19 protein-coding genes and 1 other RNA gene are annotated in these 20,764 nt (G+C 58.7%); 8 read left to right on the forward strand and 12 right to left on the reverse strand.

What is annotated here, in order from left to right; translation table 11 throughout:
- Positions 1 to 182: 182 nt before the first annotated feature.
- Positions 183 to 521, reverse strand: coding sequence for a hypothetical protein (locus ACW5W8_RS02930; RefSeq protein WP_498626333.1), 339 nt, complete (start codon positions 519 to 521; stop codon positions 183 to 185).
- 344 nt (positions 522 to 865) lie between these two features.
- Here ACW5W8_RS02930 and ACW5W8_RS02935 point away from each other — a divergent pair, with 344 nt between their 5' ends.
- Positions 866 to 2,248 (forward strand): amino acid permease, encoded by a 1,383-nt coding sequence (locus ACW5W8_RS02935; RefSeq protein WP_498626334.1) that lies wholly within the window; start codon positions 866 to 868, stop codon positions 2,246 to 2,248.
- A gap of 84 nt (positions 2,249 to 2,332) precedes the next feature.
- Here ACW5W8_RS02935 and ACW5W8_RS02940 read toward each other — a convergent pair whose 3' ends face one another.
- From ACW5W8_RS02940 to gcvT, 4 genes are all read right to left on the reverse strand, one after another.
- The gene (locus ACW5W8_RS02940) at positions 2,333 to 2,986 is read right to left on the reverse strand and encodes a PIN domain-containing protein (RefSeq protein WP_498626335.1); all 654 of its coding nucleotides are present in this window, start codon (positions 2,984 to 2,986) and stop codon (positions 2,333 to 2,335) included.
- A 184-nt stretch (positions 2,987 to 3,170) separates the two neighbouring features.
- Positions 3,171 to 6,047 (reverse strand): aminomethyl-transferring glycine dehydrogenase, encoded by a 2,877-nt coding sequence (gene gcvP, locus ACW5W8_RS02945; RefSeq protein ID WP_498626336.1) that lies wholly within the window; start codon positions 6,045 to 6,047, stop codon positions 3,171 to 3,173.
- 298 nt (positions 6,048 to 6,345) lie between these two features.
- Positions 6,346 to 6,735 carry a glycine cleavage system protein GcvH gene (gene gcvH / locus ACW5W8_RS02950; RefSeq protein WP_005333898.1) on the reverse strand — a complete coding sequence of 130 codons (390 nt, stop codon included), beginning with the start codon at positions 6,733 to 6,735 and terminating at the stop codon, positions 6,346 to 6,348.
- An 84-nt stretch (positions 6,736 to 6,819) separates the two neighbouring features.
- Entirely contained in the window at positions 6,820 to 7,917 is a 1,098-nt protein-coding gene (gcvT, locus tag ACW5W8_RS02955) for a glycine cleavage system aminomethyltransferase GcvT (protein ID WP_005346577.1), read from the reverse strand.
- On the opposite strand from gcvT, the gene ACW5W8_RS02960 reads away from it, so the two are divergent.
- Positions 7,894 to 8,121: a hypothetical protein gene (locus tag ACW5W8_RS02960; protein ID WP_498626338.1), complete on the forward strand. Its 228-nt coding sequence runs from the start codon at positions 7,894 to 7,896 to the stop codon at positions 8,119 to 8,121. The genes gcvT and ACW5W8_RS02960 overlap by 24 nt on opposite strands.
- Before the next feature lie 212 nt (positions 8,122 to 8,333).
- On the opposite strand, the gene ACW5W8_RS02965 is transcribed toward ACW5W8_RS02960, so the two are convergent.
- The 3 genes from ACW5W8_RS02965 to ACW5W8_RS02975 form a co-directional block, all read right to left on the reverse strand.
- A complete protein-coding gene (locus ACW5W8_RS02965; protein WP_498626398.1) occupies positions 8,334 to 9,617 on the reverse strand; it encodes an FAD-dependent 2-octaprenylphenol hydroxylase in 1,284 nt (427 codons plus the stop codon).
- A 122-nt stretch (positions 9,618 to 9,739) separates the two neighbouring features.
- Positions 9,740 to 10,963, reverse strand: coding sequence for a 2-octaprenyl-6-methoxyphenyl hydroxylase (gene ubiH, locus ACW5W8_RS02970; protein ID WP_498626339.1), 1,224 nt, complete (start codon positions 10,961 to 10,963; stop codon positions 9,740 to 9,742).
- Positions 10,964 to 11,140: 177 nt separating this feature from the next.
- Positions 11,141 to 11,710 (reverse strand): UPF0149 family protein, encoded by a 570-nt coding sequence (locus ACW5W8_RS02975; protein ID WP_498626340.1) that lies wholly within the window; start codon positions 11,708 to 11,710, stop codon positions 11,141 to 11,143.
- 173 nt (positions 11,711 to 11,883) lie between these two features.
- Here ACW5W8_RS02975 and zapA point away from each other — a divergent pair, with 173 nt between their 5' ends.
- Both zapA and ssrS read left to right on the forward strand, forming a co-directional pair.
- Entirely contained in the window at positions 11,884 to 12,216 is a 333-nt protein-coding gene (zapA, locus tag ACW5W8_RS02980; protein ID WP_005333910.1) for a cell division protein ZapA, read from the forward strand.
- Positions 12,217 to 12,232: 16 nt separating this feature from the next.
- Positions 12,233 to 12,414: non-coding RNA, 6S RNA (ssrS, locus tag ACW5W8_RS02985), on the forward strand.
- A gap of 150 nt (positions 12,415 to 12,564) precedes the next feature.
- On the opposite strand, the gene emrD is transcribed toward ssrS, so the two are convergent.
- The 3 genes from emrD to ACW5W8_RS03000 form a co-directional block, all read right to left on the reverse strand.
- Positions 12,565 to 13,761: a multidrug efflux MFS transporter EmrD gene (emrD, locus tag ACW5W8_RS02990; protein WP_498626341.1), complete on the reverse strand. Its 1,197-nt coding sequence runs from the start codon at positions 13,759 to 13,761 to the stop codon at positions 12,565 to 12,567.
- 261 nt (positions 13,762 to 14,022) lie between these two features.
- Complete coding sequence (locus ACW5W8_RS02995) at positions 14,023 to 14,685, reverse strand: glutathione S-transferase family protein (protein ID WP_498626342.1); 663 nt, start codon at positions 14,683 to 14,685, stop codon at positions 14,023 to 14,025.
- 168 nt (positions 14,686 to 14,853) lie between these two features.
- The gene (locus tag ACW5W8_RS03000) at positions 14,854 to 15,309 is read right to left on the reverse strand and encodes a hypothetical protein (protein WP_064342011.1); all 456 of its coding nucleotides are present in this window, start codon (positions 15,307 to 15,309) and stop codon (positions 14,854 to 14,856) included.
- Positions 15,310 to 15,508: 199 nt separating this feature from the next.
- Between ACW5W8_RS03000 and suhB the strand changes: the two genes are divergently transcribed.
- Complete coding sequence (gene suhB, locus ACW5W8_RS03005; RefSeq protein WP_005352992.1) at positions 15,509 to 16,312, forward strand: inositol-1-monophosphatase; 804 nt, start codon at positions 15,509 to 15,511, stop codon at positions 16,310 to 16,312.
- An 87-nt stretch (positions 16,313 to 16,399) separates the two neighbouring features.
- Here the strand turns inward: suhB and tnpC are convergent, their stop codons facing one another.
- On the reverse strand, positions 16,400 to 17,821 hold the full coding sequence (gene tnpC / locus ACW5W8_RS03010) for an IS66 family transposase (RefSeq protein WP_498626343.1): 1,422 nt from the start codon (positions 17,819 to 17,821) through the stop codon (positions 16,400 to 16,402).
- Positions 17,822 to 18,169: 348 nt separating this feature from the next.
- Here tnpC and mtnN point away from each other — a divergent pair, with 348 nt between their 5' ends.
- Genes mtnN through ACW5W8_RS03025 form a run of 3 tightly spaced genes read left to right on the forward strand, consistent with a single transcriptional unit; the run spans position 18,170 to position 20,683 of the window.
- Positions 18,170 to 18,862: a 5'-methylthioadenosine/S-adenosylhomocysteine nucleosidase gene (mtnN, locus tag ACW5W8_RS03015; RefSeq protein WP_040067225.1), complete on the forward strand. Its 693-nt coding sequence runs from the start codon at positions 18,170 to 18,172 to the stop codon at positions 18,860 to 18,862.
- Positions 18,859 to 19,821: a cobalamin biosynthesis protein CobD/CbiB gene (locus tag ACW5W8_RS03020; protein ID WP_498626345.1), complete on the forward strand. Its 963-nt coding sequence runs from the start codon at positions 18,859 to 18,861 to the stop codon at positions 19,819 to 19,821. The genes mtnN and ACW5W8_RS03020 overlap by 4 nt, the downstream gene beginning before the upstream one ends.
- On the forward strand, positions 19,814 to 20,683 hold the full coding sequence (locus tag ACW5W8_RS03025) for a cobalamin-binding protein (RefSeq protein ID WP_498626346.1): 870 nt from the start codon (positions 19,814 to 19,816) through the stop codon (positions 20,681 to 20,683). The genes ACW5W8_RS03020 and ACW5W8_RS03025 overlap by 8 nt, the downstream gene beginning before the upstream one ends.
- Positions 20,684 to 20,764 lie beyond the last annotated feature (81 nt).

Genomic DNA, 20,764 nt, shown 5'->3' on the forward strand with positions numbered 1-20,764 from the left:
AGTCAGCTGTGGCGAACTGCAATTCACATAGATGACAGTGAAAAGCGTGGATGAAAAAGGGATAAGCACCACAAATGCTTATCCCTCTTCTTGTCGACCTTGGCGTTGTGTCCTTGTCACCTGCTGCCAGTTAGCCGCTATTCGATTCCGTTCTGCTGCGCTCGGCAAACAGCCAGCGTTAACTAACGATTGAGCTCCGGGTTGTTCATCAACCGGGCATAGAAGGCCAGCAAACCGTGGCGCTGGCGAACCCGCTCCGCCAGCCAGCCGCCAACGAGCGCCCCCGTTACCCCACCCACCAGCAACAGCGACTGCCAGTAGTGCAGCAACCCCTGATCACCGAGTAACAGCCAACCCAACAACATAATCGCGGCCACCAGCAACAGCAGCGGACTGGCGGCAATCCCTAACCAGAGCGTCACCAGTACACCCCGGGCAACCCCTTGTTGCAGCACGCTTTCGCGTACCCTGTGCTCCAACTCCCTGCACTCTTCCTTGCACTCTCGCTTGCTTGGCATCATTTGCATCCATTTGTGGCTTGGCACCACAAAAGCACACAAACACCAACAAATGTCAATAAAACGGAATTCGATCGCGCAAACATCAACCAAAAACTACCTAGAAGCCTATCCAGATCATGAAAAAGCTGCCTTTGGTACAAAACACGGCCATTAGAGATGGAAAACAGGTGCATTCATGGCGGATTATCACTATTCTGCTTCGGTTGCCAGCCAACACTAAAAATTGAAAATGGTATGGCGTAACGAAATAAATACAGCTTTCGTCAGGTTTTGGCTACGCACTGCGGCCTGCTCAGGATGAGCCCAACACCGACCAGAGACAACAGAGACGTAAGGACAGACCCATGGATTTGAAACAAGACGGTGAGGAGCTGAAGCGCGGCCTTAAAAACCGCCACATTCAGTTGATTGCTTTGGGCGGCGCCATCGGCACCGGCCTCTTTCTGGGCATTGCCCAAACCATCAAGATGGCAGGCCCCTCAGTCCTGCTGGGTTATGCCATCGGCGGCTTTATCGCCTTCCTGATCATGCGCCAGCTCGGTGAAATGGTGGTGGAAGAGCCGGTAGCCGGTTCATTCAGCCACTTTGCCTACAAATACTGGGGTGAGTTTGCCGGTTTTGCGTCCGGCTGGAACTACTGGGTGCTCTACGTGCTGGTGAGCATGGCCGAGCTGACCGCGGTGGGCATCTATGTCCAGTACTGGTGGCCCGAGATCCCGACCTGGATGTCGGCAGCCTTCTTCTTCGTGCTGATCAACGCCATCAACCTCTCCAACGTCAAAGCGTTTGGCGAAATGGAGTTCTGGTTCGCCATCATCAAGGTGGTCGCCATCATCGGCATGATTGGCTTTGGCGGCTATCTGCTCATCTCCGGTGCCGGCGGCCCCGAGGCGAGCGTCACCAACCTGTGGGCACAAGGCGGCTTCTTCCCCAACGGCATCAGCGGTCTGGTGATGGCGATGGCGGTGATCATGTTCTCCTTCGGCGGTCTCGAGCTGGTGGGCATTACCGCCGCAGAAGCGGACAACCCCGAGAAGAGCATTCCCAAGGCCACCAATCAGGTGATCTACCGCATCCTCATCTTCTACATCGGTGCTCTGGCTATCCTGATGTCCCTCTACCCCTGGGGTAAAGTGGTGGAAGGCGGCAGCCCGTTCGTGATGATCTTCCACGCACTGGACAGTAATCTGGTCGCCACCGTACTCAACATCGTGGTGCTGACGGCGGCACTGTCGGTCTACAACAGCTGCGTCTACTGCAACAGCCGGATGCTGTTCGGTCTGGCCAAACAGGGCAACGGCCCGAAAGCCCTGCTCAAGACCAACAAGAGCGGCGTACCGCTGGTTGCCCTCTCGGTCTCGGCCATCGCCACCCTGCTCTGCGTGCTGATCAACTACCTGATGCCGGGCAAGGCGTTCGGCCTGCTGATGGCGCTGGTGGTCTCCGCACTGGTGATCAACTGGGCGATGATCAGCCTCGCGCACCTCAAGTTCCGCAAGGCCAAGGTCGCAGAGGGTGTCCAGCCCAAGTTCAAGGCGTTCTGGTACCCCTTCGGCAACTACCTCTGCCTCGCCTTCATGGCTGGTATCCTGGTGATCATGTATATGACCCCCGATTTCCGCATCTCGGTCGAATTGATCCCCGCCTGGCTGGTGGTACTGGGCATTGGCTTTATCATCAAGCGCAAAGGACAAGCCCAAAACAAGGTCGCTGCCAATCTGGGTTAATTCCCGCCGCGAGTGACATCAAGGCAAAACGCCGATCGAATGATCGGCGTTTTTATTTAAATTCCGTATCTATAAAAAACCTACCTATAAAGACAAGGCTAATATTTTCTTTTCATTATAATTAATTTTTCCCTCTTGCATTGATAACACACCTTCTCTTTCCAATACCATCAGCAGGTGTTCTCCAATAGGCGGGCTATCTTTAAACTTGCAATTAATACTATTTAACAAACTATCTCTCTTCGCAGGTCTATTCACCTTATAGGTGAGCAAGTGTGAGCAGTAATCTTTTAACAAAAACTTGTCCGCACTGTGCGCCGTCGTCAATCTGGTTTCATCTTTAGTGTTACCTATACGCTCTGCAGCCCGGTGTTGGCTACGCAACAGACTGACCACATGATCAAGGCCTGTATCATTGGACATAATAACGAAGTGAGCGTCTGCAGGAAGTTGCTGCATCAACACTCCCGCATAGAAACTGATCCCGAAATCCGCGGAATTTTTACCGGCACTTGCCATCTTGAATATTTTAAGCTTGCCATCATTGATTGTATTATGCAAAGGCATCAACCAATCCAGAGGGATTTTCGCATGGCTTTGCGCATAACAAATGACGACTAAATCATACTCATTTAATGTTTCATCAAGGCATTTTATCTGACTTGGACAATTTTCCAAATCGATTAATAACACGTTGCCGAAGCCGCTATTAGATAATAACTCTGCTTGTATATTCATAGTTCCATCCTTGGCTATTGAATGTTCAATCTCTATCGCTGACGCCCATCTGCGATAATGTTCGTAACCGGGCCTATCATCATCACAACCTGAGTTAACGCGCATTAACCGATCATACTGCAACAGATCAAAAAGGCCTTGTCCATGACAAGGCCTTTGATCACTGCAACAAACTGCAAGCCACTTACTTGGCGTAATCCTCGGTCGGAATGCAGGAGCAAAACAGGTTGCGATCGCCGTAGACGTCGTCGATGCGGTTCACAGAGGGCCACAGTTTGGCGGCGCGCACGGCGTCGGACGGGAAGACCGCCTCGGCGCGGCTGTAGCCACGGGACCACTCTGCATCCATCACGTCGTCCTGAGTGTGCGGCGCATGGACCAGCGGGTTGTCGGTGAGGCTCCACTGCCCCTCCTGCACCTTGGCAATCTCGGCGCGGATGGACGTCATCGCCTCGACGAAGCGATCCAGCTCGCGCTTGGATTCCGACTCGGTCGGCTCGACCATCAGGGTGCCCGCTACCGGGAAGCTCATGGTCGGCGCGTGGAAGCCGTAGTCCATCAGCCGCTTGGCTACGTCCATCTCGCTGATGCCGGAAGCCTCCTTGAGCGGGCGGATATCCAGAATGCACTCGTGGGCCACCCGACCGTTTCGGCCGGAATAGAGCACCGGGAAGGATTCACCCAGCTTCTTGGCCAGATAGTTGGCGTTGAGGATGGCTACCTGAGTGGATTTTTTGAGCCCCTCATCACCCAGCATGGCGATATACATCCAGCTGATGGGCAGGATGCTGGCCGAGCCGAACGGTGCAGCCGACACGGCGCCATTGTCACGGCTCTCCTTGTCGGTCTTGACCACGGCGTGGCCAGCCACGAACGGTGCCAGATGCTTCTTCACGCCGATGGGTCCCATGCCCGGGCCGCCACCACCGTGAGGAATGGCGAAGGTCTTGTGCAAGTTGAGGTGAGAGACGTCTGCCCCGATAAAGCCCGGTGCCGTCAATCCAACTTGCGCGTTCATGTTGGCACCGTCCAGATAGACCTGACCACCGTGCTGGTGAACGATGTCGCACACCTCCTTGATGGTCTCCTCATACACCCCGTGGGTGGAGGGGTAGGTCACCATCAGGCAGGAGAGTTGATCCCCCGCCTCGGCCGCCTTGGCGCGCAGGTCGTCGAGATCCACGTTGCCGGACTTGTCACAGGCGGTGACGATCACCTTGAGCCCCGCCATCTGGGCAGAGGCCGGGTTGGTGCCGTGGGCAGAAGCCGGAATGAGGCAGATATCGCGATGCCCCTCACCGCGGGATTCGTGGTACTTCTTGATGGCCAAGAGACCAGCGTACTCACCCTGCGCACCTGAGTTGGGCTGCATGCAGACCGCATCGTAACCGGTCACCTTCACCAGCCAGTTTTCGAGATCGGCCAGCAGCAGCTGGTAGCCCTTGGCCTGTGCCAGCGGGGCGAACGGGTGCAACTTGCCGAACTCGGGCCAGGTCACCGGGATCATCTCGGCGGTGGCGTTGAGCTTCATGGTGCAGGAGCCGAGCGAAATCATGGCGTAGTTGAGCGCCAGATCCTTGGCTTCGAGACGGTGGATATAACGCAGCATCTCGGTTTCGGAGTGGTACTTGTTGAACACCTCGTGGGTCAGCACGGCGTCGGTGCGCAGCAGCTCCTGCGGGATGGCGTGATGAGCCTGGGCCGCCTTGTCGAGGGCCTCGATGTCGAGGCCATGGCCTTGACCGAGGAAGAGATCAAACAGCTCGACCACATCGCCGCGGGTGGTGGTTTCAGAGAGGGACACCCCTACCGCGCCATCGAGATCGGCGCGCAGGTTGATGCCGAGCCCCTCGGCCTTGGCAATGAGTGCTGCTTTATCTGCCGTCAGCACGGTCAGGGTATCGAACCAGCTGGCATGCTTGAGGGCCACGCCCTTGGCCTTGAGGCCAAGCGCCAGAATGGTAGTGAGACGGTGCACGCGGGAGGCGATGGTTTTCAGCCCTATCGGACCGTGATAAACGGCGTAGAAGCTCGCCATATTGGCCAGCAGCACCTGGGCGGTACAGATGTTGGAGTTGGCCTTTTCGCGGCGGATATGCTGCTCGCGGGTCTGCATCGCCATACGCAGCGCAGCCTTGCCGCGGGCATCCTTGGAGACGCCGATGATACGGCCCGGCATGGAGCGCTTGTAGGCATCGCGGGTAGCGAAGAAGGCGGCATGTGGGCCACCGTAACCCATTGGCACGCCAAAGCGCTGGGCGGAGCCCAACACCACGTCGGCACCCAGCTCGCCCGGGGATTTGAGCAGCAGCAGGGAGAGCAGATCGGCGCTGACGCAAGCCAGCCCTTTTTGGGCCTGTACCGCGGCAATCAGGGCACGCAGGTCTTTCACCTCACCTGTGGTGGTGGGGTACTGGAACAGGGCCCCGAACACCTCTTCGCTCACCGCGTCGTTCGCGGCACCGACCGCCACGTCGAAACCGAAGTGAACCGCGCGCTCCTTGACCACGTCGATCACCTGCGGGTGCACATCATCGGCCACGAAGAAGAGGTTGGATTTGGACTTGGCCATCCGCTTGGCCAGCGCCATCGCCTCGGCAGCGGCAGTCGCTTCATCCAGCAGGGAGGCGCTTGCCAGATCCATGCCGGTGAGATCAAGCGTCAGCTGCTGGAAGTTGAGCAGGGCTTCGAGACGGCCCTGCGCCAGCTCGGGTTGATACGGGGTGTAGGCGGTATACCAACCCGGGTTTTCCAGCACGTTACGCAAAATGACGTGGGGCACATGGGTATCGTGATAGCCCATGCCGATATAGCTCTTGGCAATCTTGTTCTGGGCGGCATAACCCTTGAGCTTGGCCAGCGCCTCCACTTCGGTCATGCCGGCACCGATCCCCAGCGGGCCCGGCAGGCGAATGGCGGCAGGCACGGTCTGGGCAATCAGATCGTCCAGGCTTTCGGCCCCGACGGTCGCCAGCAGCTGGCGCAGCTCTTCCTCGCCCGGGCCGATATGGCGGCGGACAAAATCGGTTTTTTGCTCTAGTTCAAACAGTGACTGGGTCATTTCCCTATTTCCTGATAAATAAGTCCTGGCATGACATCCTGATAACCAAGACCTGATGTTCCTGATGGTCGGCTGATACCGACTCCACTCATGTTCTGGGCCCCGCAGACAGGGTGCGGCACCGGATGCTGCGGCAGCATCAAGAGGGGATCGCCTTGTTGCGAACCGGCCTGTTTGCCCCTAGGCTCCTAGGCTGGCAAAAGGCAGGCGCGGGCGACTTCACCCTTCCACCGGCCGGTGCTTGCCCGGCTGGCGGTCATACAAAGGGGCCCTGCTGTGTTGGCAGGGCCCGGGGGCATTACTCTTCGTCCACCACGTTCTGGTAGCCTTCGGCATCCAGCAGGTTGGCCAGCTCGCTCTCGTCATCGAGCTTGATGCGGAACAGCCAGCCAGCGCTGTAGGGGTCGGAGTTGACCAGTTCGGGGCTCCCTTCCAGCTCTTCGTTGACGGCGATGATCTCGCCGCTCACCGGGCTGTAGATGTCGGAGGCGGCCTTGACCGACTCGGCCACGGCGCAGTCGTCACCGGCACTGACCTGTTTGCCCACTTCCGGCAGCTCGACAAACACCATGTCACCCAGCAGCTCCTGGGCGTGCTCGGTGATACCGACCACGGCCTCGCCGTTGGCTTCAACACGGATCCACTCGTGGGAAGTGGCATATTTCAGTTCGCTCGGGATATGGCTCATTTGTGCTTCCTTTGATCTTTGAGTCGCGTTTAAAAACGAATATGAAAAGGGACGGGGGAGGCACAGCCCTCCCCCAAGACGGTATTAAACCAGCTTCTGGCCGTTACGGACGAAAGCGGGCTTGGTGACCTTCACGGTGACCAGCTTCTTGCGGATCTCCACCTCGGCCAGTTCACCGATATCACGGGGCACCCGCGCCAGGGCAATACTGTAGCCCAGGGTGGGGGAGAAAGAGCCGGAGGTGATCACACCTTCCCGCTTCTCACCGTTTGCCGCGGTGAAGGTGACCGGCATACCGGCACGCAGCACCCCTTTCTCTTCCATCACCAGACCCACCAGCTTGGGCTGATTGCCCGCCGCTTTCTGCGCTTCCAGCACGTCGCGGCCGATGAAGTTGCGATCGCTAGGCTCCCAGGCGATGGTCCAGGCCATGTTGGCGGCCAACGGAGAGACCGACTCGTCCATGTCCTGACCGTAGAGGTTCATCCCCGCTTCGAGGCGCAGGGTATCTCGGGCACCGAGGCCGCACGGGGCGACGCCGTTATCCAACAGCGCTTGCCACAGCTCGCAGGCTTTCTCTTGCGGCACCACGATTTCATAACCATCCTCGCCGGTGTAACCGGTAGTGGCGATAAAGAGATCGCCAGCCTGCACGCCGAAGAAGGGTTTCATCCCCACCACGGCGGTACGCTGGGCGGCGCTCAGCACGGCTGCGGCCTTGACCTTGGCGTTGGGGCCCTGCACCGCAATCATCGCAAGCTCGGGACGCTCGGTCACTGTGATATCGAAATCGATGGCGTGATGGCGGATCCAGGCCAGATCCTTCTCGCGGGTAGCGGAGTTGACCACCAGCCGGTAGAAGGTATCGGTGAGGTAATAGGTGATGAGGTCATCGATCACGCCGCCTTCCGGATTGAGCATGCCGCTGTAAAGGGCCTTGCCGGGGGCAGTGAGTTTGGCCACGTCGTTGGCCAGCAGGTGTTGCAGAAAGGCTTTAACCCGTTCGCCGGTCAAATCGACGATGGTCATGTGGGAGACATCGAACATACCGGCATCGCTGCGCACCGCGTGGTGCTCTTCCAGCTGGGAGCCGTAGTTGATGGGCATTTCCCAACCGTGGAAGTCCACCATCTTGGCGCCGGCTTCCAGGTGTTTGGGATGCAGTACAGTAGTCTGGATCATCACATTCTTTCCTTAGCAAAAAGCCTTTTCGCTTTGGCGACCACTCTTGCGATCCGCGCCACCGCTCTGACTGCACTGCGCGCAGCAAAGAGCGACCGGATCCAAAAGTGTGTGCTCGCTCCTGCCCTTGCCAGGCAAGAGGGATTCCTTGAACGGAGCGGATTATATGACAAGCAGGCGAGCGTGCCGCTCAAAAAAAACTAATCCGCTCTCGTAAAACTGACTCCAGACACTAAGATAAATGCAGTGATAAAAACAGCCATAAGCCGACTCAGGCGAGATTAAATTTTGATTTTTACCGTTTCGTCACAATTTGCAGAAAAACGTTTCGCTCCAGAGCGAAATTAAAGGCTGACGCCCAAAACGGGTCATCAGCCTTGTCGGATTACTTTTGTTGTCAAAAACGGCGAGTAATATTAGTTTTTTTCACCCTTGGCCTGCATGGCACTGCCCTTGGTCGCAGCAACAGCCCAGTCAGGACGGGCCAATGCGGGCAACTCTCCCTCCAGCCCCATGGCGGCGCGGATCACCCCCTCCTTGAACGGAGTCAGCAGATTGGCCGCGCGCAATCCCACGCCACGCACCAGCTTCTTGAGCGGGTTGGCCCCGCTGAACAGCCGCTTGAGCCCCTCCATTGCAGCGAGCATGCGAGCCGCTTCGCTCTTGCGCCAGCGCTCGTAGCTGCGCAGGTTGGCGAGCAGGCCGATATCCTCACCCGCGGCATGATTTTGCAAGATCTGCTCCGCCAGCGCGGCAGCATCCAGCAGGCCAAGGTTGACCCCCTGCCCCGCCAGCGGGTGGATGGTGTGGGCGGCATCTCCCACCAGTACCAGCCGCTCGCGAGCAAAGTCGCGGGCATAGCGGGCAGTGAGGGGAATGGCGCTGCGCGCCCCCTCCACCTTGCACAGACCGAGGCGGGCATCGAAGGCGGCAGTAAGCTGGCGATTGAACTGCTCGTCATCGCAAGCGCAGAGCGCCTCGGCGCGCGCCGCAGGCAGCGACCAGACGATGGAGCAGAGGTTCTCCTGCCACAACGGCAGGAAAGCGAGCGGGCCATCCGGGGTGAAGATCTGGCGTGCCACCGCCTCGTGGGGCTCGGCACAGCGCACCGTCGCCACCAGCGCGTGGTGGCCGTAATCCCAGCTGGTGAGCGGGATATCGGCCTGACGGCGTACCCAGGAGTGAGCGCCATCGGCAGCCACCACCAGTTTGGCCGAGATGGCCTGACCATCTTCAAGGAGCAGCAGGGCACCCGCCGGGCCGCTCTGCAGGCTCTTGGCTCTGGTGGGGGTCAGCAACTGGATATTGCTGGCACCCCGAGTCCCGTCAGCGAGAATCGCCTCAAGCAGCGCCAGCTGGATCACCCGATTCTCGACGATGTGGCCGAGGTTGGCCTGACGCAGGCTGGCGGCATCGAAGTCGATGTGGCCGAAGCTGTCCTGCTCCCACACAGCCATCTTGTCGTAGGCCTGCAGGCGGCGCGCTGCAATACCCTCCCAGGCGCCAACATGGCGCAGGATCTGCTGGCTGGCCAGGCTCAGGGCGCTGACCCGGTTATCGGCCACCTCCCCCAGTTGCGGATCGGGCAATTGCCCCTCCACCACCAGCACCTTGAGGGCACTATGTTTAAGGGCCGCAGCGAGCCCCAGCCCCACCATGCCGCCACCGACAATCACCACATCAACATTTTGCATCTGCATCATCTCATCCTTTCTGGGCTGACCGGCTGGCCAGCGTGGGGACGCCTGCAGGCATCACCTCTTTATTCAATAGGTTTTGCTCAACGAATGGCGGTCAACAGGTTCCACTCAACAAGTGCTGGCTAGTTGCCGCACACATCGGCGACAAAGCCCAGGGTGCGCGAGGCAAGCGGCGCCTTGAGGAACGGGAATCGCCCCATCAGGGTGAGCGCCAGATTGCGCCCCGCCACCAGCGGATCGTGACCATTGGAGAAGAGCTGGGCCAGCGAAGAGGTGAGCCAGACGGTCTGCTCCTGATCGCGCTGACGCTGCTGCCAGTAGCCACTCAGTACCTTGAAGCTGCCGATATCCTCCCCCTCTGCCAACGCCTTGGCTACGGCACCGGTAAGCAGGTCCAGATCCCGCATCCCGAGGTTGAAGCCCTGTCCGGCAATGGGGTGCAGGGCGTGGGCGGCATTACCGACCAGCACGGTACGCTGGGCCAGCGGGTAGTCGCAGGCGGTCAGAATGAGCGGATAGACATTACGCACGCCACATCGCTCGAAGCGGCCGAGCCGCCAGCCAAAGGCCTGCTGCAAACGGGCAAGAAACGCCGCCTCATCGAGGGCCGTCAGCTCATCCACCTCATGCTGCCCGACGCTCCACACCAGTGAGGAGAGCCCCTCCTGCATCGGCAGCAGGGCCAGCGGCCCCCCTTCGGTAAAACGCTCGAAGGCGCGTCCTGCAGGGTCTTGCGCCGTTTTGACCGTGGCGATGATGGCGTGCTGCTCAAAGTCGTGGCGGGTCACCGGCAACTTGAAGTGCTGACGCACAAAGGAGCTGCCGCCGTCTGCCGCCACCAGCAGGCGGGTCTCAATCTGTTCACCGTCCTCAAGGGTGAGGGTCACCTTCTCCTCATCGGGCACAATCTCGCTCACCCGTGCCGGACAACAGACCCGGATATTGGGAGAGGCCGCCATCGCACGTTGCAGCTCATGACCTGCAGCGGCAAGCTCGATCACCTGGCCCAGCGCGGGCAGACCGTATTCGGCCGCCGACAGGCGAGCCTGACCGAAGTGGCCCCGATCCGAGACATGAATCCGGGTAATGGGGGCGCAATGGGGGGCAAACAGCGGCCAGAGTCCGCGTCGCAACAGCGCATCACAGGTACCGGCCGAGAGCGCAATGGCGCGGGCGTCGAACCCTGAATGGGTGTGCTGTTCGGGGACGCTTGCCTCCAGCAGCAGGATCTCGAGGGGGGAGCCATCGGATCGAAGCAGGGCCGCCAGCGAGAGGGCCAGCACGGCACCGCTCATTCCACCGCCGACCAGGGTGACATCGACCTGTCGCACATCAGATTGAGACATAAGCAGAGAGGAAGAAGTGAAAAAGGTGGCCTCATGCTATCACAAAGCCGCTGGCCGAATGCGAGGTCAGCGGCAAAAAACCGGTTATGCCTCACAGGGTTAGCCACCACAAGGGAATAAAAAAGAGCGCCATCAGGCGCTCTTGCAGATTCAGTAAGGGTCTCGTTGACCCGCACCTCAATGAAGGGTCGGCGGTGCACTCGGGGTATCGGGGCGCTTGCCAAACTCTTCGAAGGCCATCATGACCCCCAGTTTGACGTGTTCGTAGAGCACCAGGAAAGAGGCTTCGTTCTCGTCATCTTCCTGATCGAACTCGGCGGAGACCTGAGTGATGCTGGCGATATCCTGGATCATCTCCTGCAGCTCTTCCGACGCGCGTGAGAGCTCCTGCTGCACCACGCCAAAACCGGCCAGAAATGCCTGCGACCAGTCCACCAGCGAATCGATGCGCTCGTCGAGGGGAGCATCATCACTTGGCAGCAGCAGCTCGACGCCCTTCTGGGCCATCAAACTCTCGACCACATTGTGATAAAGATCGGTCATCACCTGGCGCACCGGGGTCGGCAGGCCGAAACCGTCGTTCACCAGATCGTTGAAATGGGGGACCCAGCTCTTCTCATCCAGTGCCACACCGCCGCACACCAGACCGCAGATCACACCATGGGCCTCGACGGCACTGGCCATCAGCTCATGCTGCTCCATGATGTCGGCCACAGCCGTATATTTAAGGGGGTTCGTTTTGCTCATCGAGGATCCGCTCAAAGTTCAGTCAAATTTGCAGAATTAATGGTCAGGATCCTAGCATTCTCCCTCTTGCAGAGCCAGCAAGGCCTTGAAACTTATGCATCTGCGCTATATAGTCCCGCCCAGTTGTCCACGTGGATAAAGGCGGAAATCAGCTCCGCCGTATTGAGGAAGGCATGAGCACAGAGGCCGTAGAAATCGTCATTTTGGGACGTCCCTACAAGGTATCCTGTCCCTTGGGACAGCAGGATGCCCTGCGCCAGGCCGCCGAGCAGCTGACCGACAAGTTGATCGACCTGCGTCAACGCTCCAAAGTCTCCAGCAACGAGCAATTGGCTATCATGGCGGCGCTCAATTTCTGTCATGAGCTCTGCCTTGAAAAAGAGAAGAACCACCAATACTCTGAGACCATGGACAAGCGGATCAAGATGCTGCAGCGCACCATCGAAGCGGCCCTGATCGAGCACGGACAATATGGTGATTCCAGCGAAGAGGGGCAACAGCCCTAATCGCAAACCGTTTTAAAATTCCCTGGGATGTTTGTCAGCCGGTTCAAGTCCCCGAGCCGATATTCATACCAAACAGGGGGTCTGCCTTCTGGCTATTGCGCATGCTCGGCACGACCGAGAAGCCTGCGGTCAGATCCGATCCCCGCCTTGAACCGACGGTTCAAGGGCCCAAACCGGCAACGGCATCTCGGGGTACCAACAGCAAAAGCCCGTCACCAGCGTGACGGGCTTTTTCTTTGCCTGAACGATCACTACATCAAGCTAATGCGATCTCCCAGCCCGTTCTTCGGATAAAACAAAGCCCACCGCTAAGGGTGGGCTTGCTCCAGATGCAAAGAGAGCGGCTGATCAAATTGCCATCTGCTCGTGCGGCGAGCCGTGGTGGCGCAGCCAGACAAAGCTCAGCGCCACGATCAGCACCATCAGGGTCATGATGGCCCCCAGAGTCACCTGCCCGGTCATCGGGAAACCGGCCGCCAGCAGGGTCACCACACCGGCACCCAGATTCTGCATCCCGCCGAGAATGGCCCCCGCGGTGCCGGCCTGACCCGGGAAGGGCTCGATGGCACAGGAAGTGGCGGTCGGGTAGAGAATACCGCTACCAATGAAGTAGACAGCCGCACCACCGACCAGTGAGGCGGCACTCACCACCCCGAACAGCCCCGGCACCAGAATGATGAGGGAGCCGAGCGCCAGAAAGGCGATCCCCAGACGCATCAGCTTGCCCTGAGTCAAACGGAAGCTCAGCTTGGCAGAGAGCCAGGCCCCGAACAGATAGCCGGGCAGCGGCAGCACGAACAGCACACTCACGGTACGGGCGCTCAGTTTCAGCACATCGCCCAGCAGCACACCGGCCGCAGCCTCGAACACTGCCAAACCCGCAAAGGTCGCCATCAGGCAAAGCAGGTTGCCCTGAAACTTGGGGTTGCCCAGCACATGACGATAGGCAGCACCGACGCGCAGTGGCTGACGGGCAGCAGCAGGCAAGGTCTCGCCAAACCAGGCCATGATCGCCAGGGTTGCTACGGCACCAAAACCGAACAGGAACCAGTAACCGGCGCGCCAGTTGAACAGCTCGGTCAGCCATCCCCCCAGCACCGGTGCCAGCAGCGGGGAGAAGATCACCCCCATACTCACCAGACTGTTGGCGCGGTTGAGCTCGGCGCCGTTGTAGCGATCGCGCATCACGGTGCGGCTCATGGCGCCACCAGCACCGGTACCTAGCCCCTGAACAAAGCTGCCCACCAGCAGGGCGGCAAAATGGGGGATGACCTGAATGATCAGGGTACCCACCAGAAACACCATCATGCCGACGATCAGCACCGGGCGACGGCCGATACGATCCGACAAAGGCCCGTAGACAAACTGGGAGAGGCCATAGGGGATCAGGTAACAGGCCATCACCGCCTGTAACTGGCCCGAGGCCACATTGAAGTCCCCCGCCATCGTGGGAATGGAGGGAACATAAAGGGTCTGGGTCATCTGGCCCACAGCGACCATCAGAATGGTCAATAAAAACAACGGATAAAAACTGTGCCGATCCATATCAGTCCCAAAAAATCGAAAAAATGCTGCCGCCCCTCTGGCACAAAATGCCCAGAGGAATCTGATCACAAAGGCTGTGATGTAATCAAAAACAGTGTTGGAAACAGTAGGCGGGGAGCCCGCCAAGCCACCGCACAGGACGCTTGGTGGTATGGGGGCATCATAGTGATTCAGCTCACAAAAAACGAACGAATCTTTATAATCGGCTTGCCCTAGTTTTTCTAATATTACGGGGCGTTAGGCCCCGTCAGCAGTTAAAAATCAACGTGTTACCATCTGCTGCGCCTGCTTGATCAGCTCATCGGGCTGCTCCTTGCGCGGCGGTATGGTGATCCCCTTCTGGCAGGCAGGCTTCTCCGCCATCCGATCCATCCAGGCTTGCAGATGGGGTAACCCCTCGATGGAGATGCCGCTCCAGTCATAAATCCGCACCCAGGGCCAGGTGGCGATATCGGCGATGCTGTACTCGTCCGCCAGATATTCGTGATGAGCCAGATGGCTATCGAGCACCTCGAACAGGCGGCGCCCCTCCTTCTGGTAGCGTTCGATGGTGGCGGGGATCTTCTCGGGGAAATAGCGGTAGAAGACGTTAGCCTGCCCCATCATGGGCCCTACCCCGCCCATCTGGAACATCAACCACTGAATGGCCTGAGATCGGCGTTTAGGATCCGCCGGCAACAATTTACCCGCCCTCTCCGCCAGATAAATGAGGATGGCGCCCGACTCGAATACGGCGAAATCGTCGTTATCCCGATCGACGATAGCCGGAATACGGCCGTTGGGGTTGATGGCGAGAAACTCGGGCTTCTTCTGATCCAGTGCAGACAAATCGAGAGGAATGACCCGATAGGGCAATCCCAGCTCTTCCAGTGCAATGGCCACCTTGAAGCCATTGGGGGTTGCGGCGGTGTAAAAATCGATCATGATTTACTCCTTGTTGATCATAGCCAGATTGCACAGTTTGAACTGGGTGCAACACCATAGCCGCCTCATCTTGCAACAAGTGACCGGCTCCAGACCATTAAAAAGCGGCGCACCGTAGGCCAAACAAGGCCACGGTGCGCCGCTGGTGCGCTCTGGCAATGGTAGATATTAGTTGATCATGGCAACCGGCTTGCGCTGACGCAGCATGATCAGGCGGGAAAGCAACGGGAAGTAGGACTCCAGCTTGCGCAGCAGCACACGGCTGCAGGCAGGTTCGGCCAGCTCCGACTCATCCAGCACGATGCCGTTTGAGACAAAATAGAAACGGGGGTCACGCACATCCGGTCCGCAGACCGTCAGCTCCTTGTCTCCCTTGCGGATCAGCAGCGGCAAGACCGGCAAACCGATCGTCTCATCCTCTCCCCGGGCAAATCCGGCATCCTGCCAGGGCGCATCGCCGTCGATCAGCAGGATCGCCGCCTCCGTCTTGGCCGGTTGCCACTGGGCCAGGGGGGTCACGGTGATGTGGGCAAAGTGATCACCATACTCGGGTGATGACCGCAAGATGGCCAACAGTCCCTCGCTGGCCGCTGACACGTTCTGACTCACTAATGACAAATTCATGGTTCACATCCCTATGCTCATGACAGCCTGTATCCGGCTGCTGGGATAAGACTAGCGTAGATCTGGTCTATATTGGAGCCGTCAAATCTGGCAGTGGTAATCAATTGGTCGTAGGGGGATAACAGTTGCCATCGCACAAAATACTGGTATCATACCGCGTCCTTTTATCCCCCGTTCTTTAACATCCAGTGGTGAACCTATGCATCCGATGCTGAATATCGCCGTGCGCGCTGCGCGCAACGCCGGTCAAGTTGTAGTAAAAGCCTTCTCCCAGCCCGAGAACATTGAGGCTATCCAAAAAGGCAGCAATGACTTCGTGACCAACGTTGACCGTGAAGCTGAAGCGGCCATCATTCACACCATCAAAAAATCTTACCCGGAACACAGCATCGTCGCTGAAGAGTCTGGTGAGATTGCCGGTACCAACCCGGACTACCAATGGATCATTGACCCACTGGATGGCACGACCAACCTGGTCAAAGGCATTCCGCATTTTGCCGTCTCCATCGCCCTGCGCGTCAAGGGCAAGACTGAACAAGCCGTTGTTTACGATCCGATCCGTGACGAGCTGTTTACTGCTACCCGTGGTAGCGGCGCCCAGCTGAACGGCTACCGCATCCGTGTCGGCAAGGCCAAAGAACTGGCTGGCACCGTACTGGCTACCGGTTTCCCCTACAAACAAAAGCACCACATCGAGTCCTACCTGAAGATGTTCCAGAGCATGTTCATCGAATGTGCCGACATCCGTCGCTCCGGCTCTGCCGCGCTGGATCTGGCCTATGTGGCTGCCGGTCGCGTCGACGGTTTCTGGGAAATCGGCCTGAAGCCGTGGGACACCGCTGCCGGTGAACTGCTGGCCAAAGAAGCCGGTGCCATCGTCACCGACTTCGTAGGTGGTCACAACTACGAAAACTCCGGCAACATCGTGGTTGCCAACCCGCGCGTCCTGAAAGAGATGCTCGGCAAGATCCGTGAAGAGCTGCCGGAATCCCTGGCCAAATAAGCCTGCGTCCCAGCATTTACCAAGACAAAAAAACCGGCGCAAGCCGGTTTTTTTGTTTCTGGCTTCGAGTCTCAAAACCGTAACCGTTCACCGGCAGGGGCTTGACGCAGACAATTCGGCTGGGATGGGGTAATCCGTTTTCTCGATGCAAGCCCGAACGATGGCGCGCAGCCACTCCTGGGGACAACGTCCCAAGCGTTTGGCTGTCTCCACCAACGACAGGATACGCTGGCGAAACAACTCGCCACGATGTGAGCACACGCCGTAGCTCCCTTTGCGCCACAGCACATAGCCGCGCAGCACTCGCTCTGCCTCATTATTCGTCAGCGGAATATCGTCATCACTCATAAACCGCCACAGCATCTCGTCATCCTTGATGAGCCACTCGCAGCGCCCCCGATAGCGCTTCGAGCAAAGCAGCCGTCCTTGCTCTAACTGCTTTAACCAGCTCTGCCGATAACGCCTGAGCCGGTGTTGATAGCGCTCTCTGCTCAAGGCCCCATTCTCATAGCGATGGCGAACCCGAAAGACACTGTTGGCCAGCAGTACCAACCTGGCCCCGATGGACTGATTAACCTGCTCACCACTTTGGGCGATGGCGACCACATTGCGTAGCACATGGGCCCAACAGAGTTGGCGCTGACTCGCATCGACAAACCGGTAGCCAGCATACTGGTCCGTCACCAGCACGCCGGCCAGCTCTGACCCCAGCAGGCGCTTGGCGGCATCGATACCACGGCCGTAGGCGGTCATGAAGCAGACTGCAATCTTGCTCAGAGCCATCCACATCCAGCGCCGCTCACCACCCCGTTGATGGCGGGTCTCGTCGGCGTGGATAAGTGAGGCCGACTGGACCTGATGCTTGATGGCCTGGTGAGTGGGCGTCAGCATGGCACTGACCCGTCCTTGTGCTTCGCTGATGGCCCCGCGACTAAAACCCAGACCAAAGTGTTGCTTCAGTTGCTGTTGTATCTGGGTGACGCTCTGATGGAACTGACCACTTTGCAGCGCGATATAACTGAGCAGGTTCGGGCCCATCTGAGTGTCGCTGACCGAGTCAGGCAGTGCAGCATCCACCGTGTGAATGCACCGGGTACAGGTGGCGCGAAACAGCTGATGCTCGGTAACGAAGTAGCTCACCTCTGGTAGGTCAAACACCTGATGCGCTCGATAAGGTTTGTCATGTACCAGCACGTTGCCACCACAGCAGGGGCAATCCGATACCGGGTAGTGAGCTTCCACGGACAGACGGGCATCGTGCGAATGGGTCTCGCGCCGCTGACCCTTGTGGCCAGGCTGGGCCCCACGTTTTTTACCGGACGCCGGACGTGGCCTAACAGGAGGTGTGCTGCCAGGGCCATTACTGGAGGGCGGCTTGGAGGAGTTGCCGCTGTGTTGATTAAGAGGGTCCTCTAACTCGGTAATACGGTCCAGCAGCTTATATATCAGCTCGTGGGCCTGCTCGATAGTCAGAGAGTTAATCGCTGGTGTCGAGTGCTTTTTGGTCATGCCAGCGAGCATGCAGCACGGGCGGGATCATGCAACAGGCCAATGAAGATCAAGAGACGATCATCCCATTTTTCGTGTCAACCCACTCTCGGTAAACGGTTACTCAAAACCAACACCCAATCCTGATAAATAGAGGCTGACGCCCGATACTTCCCTCGGCTAAAAGCACATCTCTTTTATTGCCAACGCGTTGTTGCAACCAGCCCCCCTCGGTAATCCCCCTAATCCCCCCTGCGGATCACCGCCTCCATTGTTCGATTCACTGTGCCTCTCGGCGCCGACGCCATCTTTTGTTATGATCTACAGCAACTTAAATTCAGCCACACGGCTATCAAGACGAGGTCAGCAATGAAAGTAGGTATTATCGGCGCCATGGAGCAAGAAGTGGCCCTGCTGCGCAGCCAGATGAGCAACCCCACCACCCTGCAACTGGGCGGCTGCGAGTTCTATCAAGGGATGCTGGCAGGCAAAGAGGTGATCCTGACCCGCTCCGGTATCGGTAAGGTCGCCGCAAGCGTGGCTACCAGCCTGCTGCTGGAAAAGTTTGCCCCCGACTGCGTCATCAATACCGGCTCTGCGGGCGGCTTTGCCCAGGATCTGCACATCGGTGATGTGGTGATCGCCAGCGAGATGCGTTTCCACGATGTCGACGTGACCGCCTTTGGTTACGAGATGGGCCAAATGGCGCAGCAACCCGCCGCCTTCCCCTGCGATGAGAAACTCATCGCGGTCGCTCAGGATTGCATCGCCGAGCAGGGCAAGCACCAGACCAAGGTTGGCCTTATCTGTACCGGCGATCAGTTCATGTGCAAACCGGACGCCATCGCCAAGGCTCGCGCCGACTTCCCGCAGATGCTGGCGGTCGAGATGGAAGGTGCCGCCATCGGCCAAGTATGCCACATGTTCAAAGTGCCCTATCTGGTGGTACGCGCCATGTCCGATATCGCCGGCAAGGAACAGGTTGAATCCTTCGATGCCTTCATCGAAGTGGCCGGCAAGCACTCCGCCGAAGTGATCATCAAGATGCTCGGCAAGCTGTGATCGAAACCGGTTCGCTTGATTTGATGGCCGACGCCCTCCTCTCGACAACGGCGGCCATTCTGGTAGGGGCTGCCCTGCTGGAGGCGGTGATCCCGTGGCCATCCCATCTGCGGCTCTCGGCCGTCACACCCTTGCTGACTCGCCTGGGTCACAAGGTGCACAGAGCCGATGGCACGCCACGCCAGCAGCTGCAAGCGGGTATGCTGGCGATGCTGGTGGTCTGGGTGCCCTGCGCCGCCGGGCTCTGGTCGTTGCGCAATCTGGCCCTGAGTGAGCCGATCTTCGACCTGCTGTTCCTGCTGCTGATGCTTGAATCCCGTCCGCTGCGCGAACTCGCCCATGCTACCCGCTCACTCGCCACCCAGGAGACCCTGCCGCTGGCAAGATTGCAGTCCACCCCCTGGCTCAAACGGGAGACCGGCAAACTCTCGGCCATGGGGCTCGCCAAAGCGGTGACGGAGAGCTGCGCCCTGCGTCTGGTCGGCCAATGGGCTGGCCCGCTGCTGGGATTTGCTCTGGCTGGCGTACAGGGCGCCTTGCTCTGGCGGCTGGTGCAGCTGATGAACCTGGGCTGGAGTCGCAAAGATCCCGCCTTCGACCACTTTGGTCGCGCCGCCAGCACCCTCTATCAGGGGCTCAATGCCTCCGTCATTTTGCTGCTGGGGCTGCCACTGCTGGCAAGCCGTCTCAAACAGGCAGCACAGCTGCTGCGAAGTGGCGCGCTCTGGCCCTATCCCGCCACGGGGATGCTGCTCACTCTGCTGGTAGACAAGTGCCGGATCCGCCTTGGTGGCCCTCGCTACTATCAGGGGACTCTCCAGCGTTGGCCAGTCCTCGGCACTGGTGCTGAGCCAGATAGCGAGACACCGCGCAAGGTGCTCAACATTCTGCAAGGGTGCGGCTGGGGCTGGTTGATACTGGCGCTGGTTGTCACGGTAGCGGGGTTATTTCATGGGTAGAGTGTTGCACTTGCCTGTCTGGCTGCCCTGCGTGCTGCTTGCCTGGTTGCCCGCAGCCCTGCTGGCCGCCACGCCGAGCCGGGTGGTGAGCGTTGTTCCTCACCTGACCGAATTGCTCTACGAGATTGGCGCCAGCGACAAACTGGTGGCCATCGACGATGCTTCCGACTACCCAGCTGAGGTCAAAACCAAGCCCAAGGTAGCCAATTATCGCAGCATCAACGTCGAGGCAGTGCTGGCGCAAAAGCCGGATCTCATTCTCGGCTGGCGCTCGGCTCAATCACGGATGCTGGCCCCACTGGAACAGCTCGGGATCCCGATCTTCTACTCGGAGCCTACCGATTTTGCCTCGCTGGCCACAGAAATGCGGGCGCTGGGCAAATTGCTGGGGGTGGAAAAGAGTGCCAACGAAGCCGCCGATCGCTATCTGGCACGCCTGCATTCCCTGCAACTGCGCTATGGCCAACCAACCGGCGTCAAGGTGTTCTACCAGCTCTGGTACCCACCGCTCACCAGCGTCAGTGGCAATGCCTGGCCGGCTCAGGCCATTGAACTTTGCGGCGGGATCAACGTCATGGCGAATGCCAAGACCCCCTACCCCCAAGTGGACATGGAACAGGTGATCAGAGCCAACCCATCGCTGATCCTGGCAGGGAGTCAAGATCCTGACGCCCTGCGTCACTGGCGAAAGTGGCCAAATCTCGACGCGGTGCAGCATCAGCGACTCGATTTAATCAACTCGGATGAGCTGCACCGATTCACCCCGAGAGCCCTCAATGCGGTAGAGCAGGTTTGCCAGACTATAAAAAATGCAATACCCCAGCCAACAACTCAAGACCCCATATCCACTGCGACACCGTGACGGCACTTATAAATTCAACCACTCAAATAGTGATTATTTGAGTGGCATGGCAAGCAAGCCGAAAGCTACAACTTGCAAGCC

The organism is Aeromonas aquatilis (assembly GCF_054052405.1).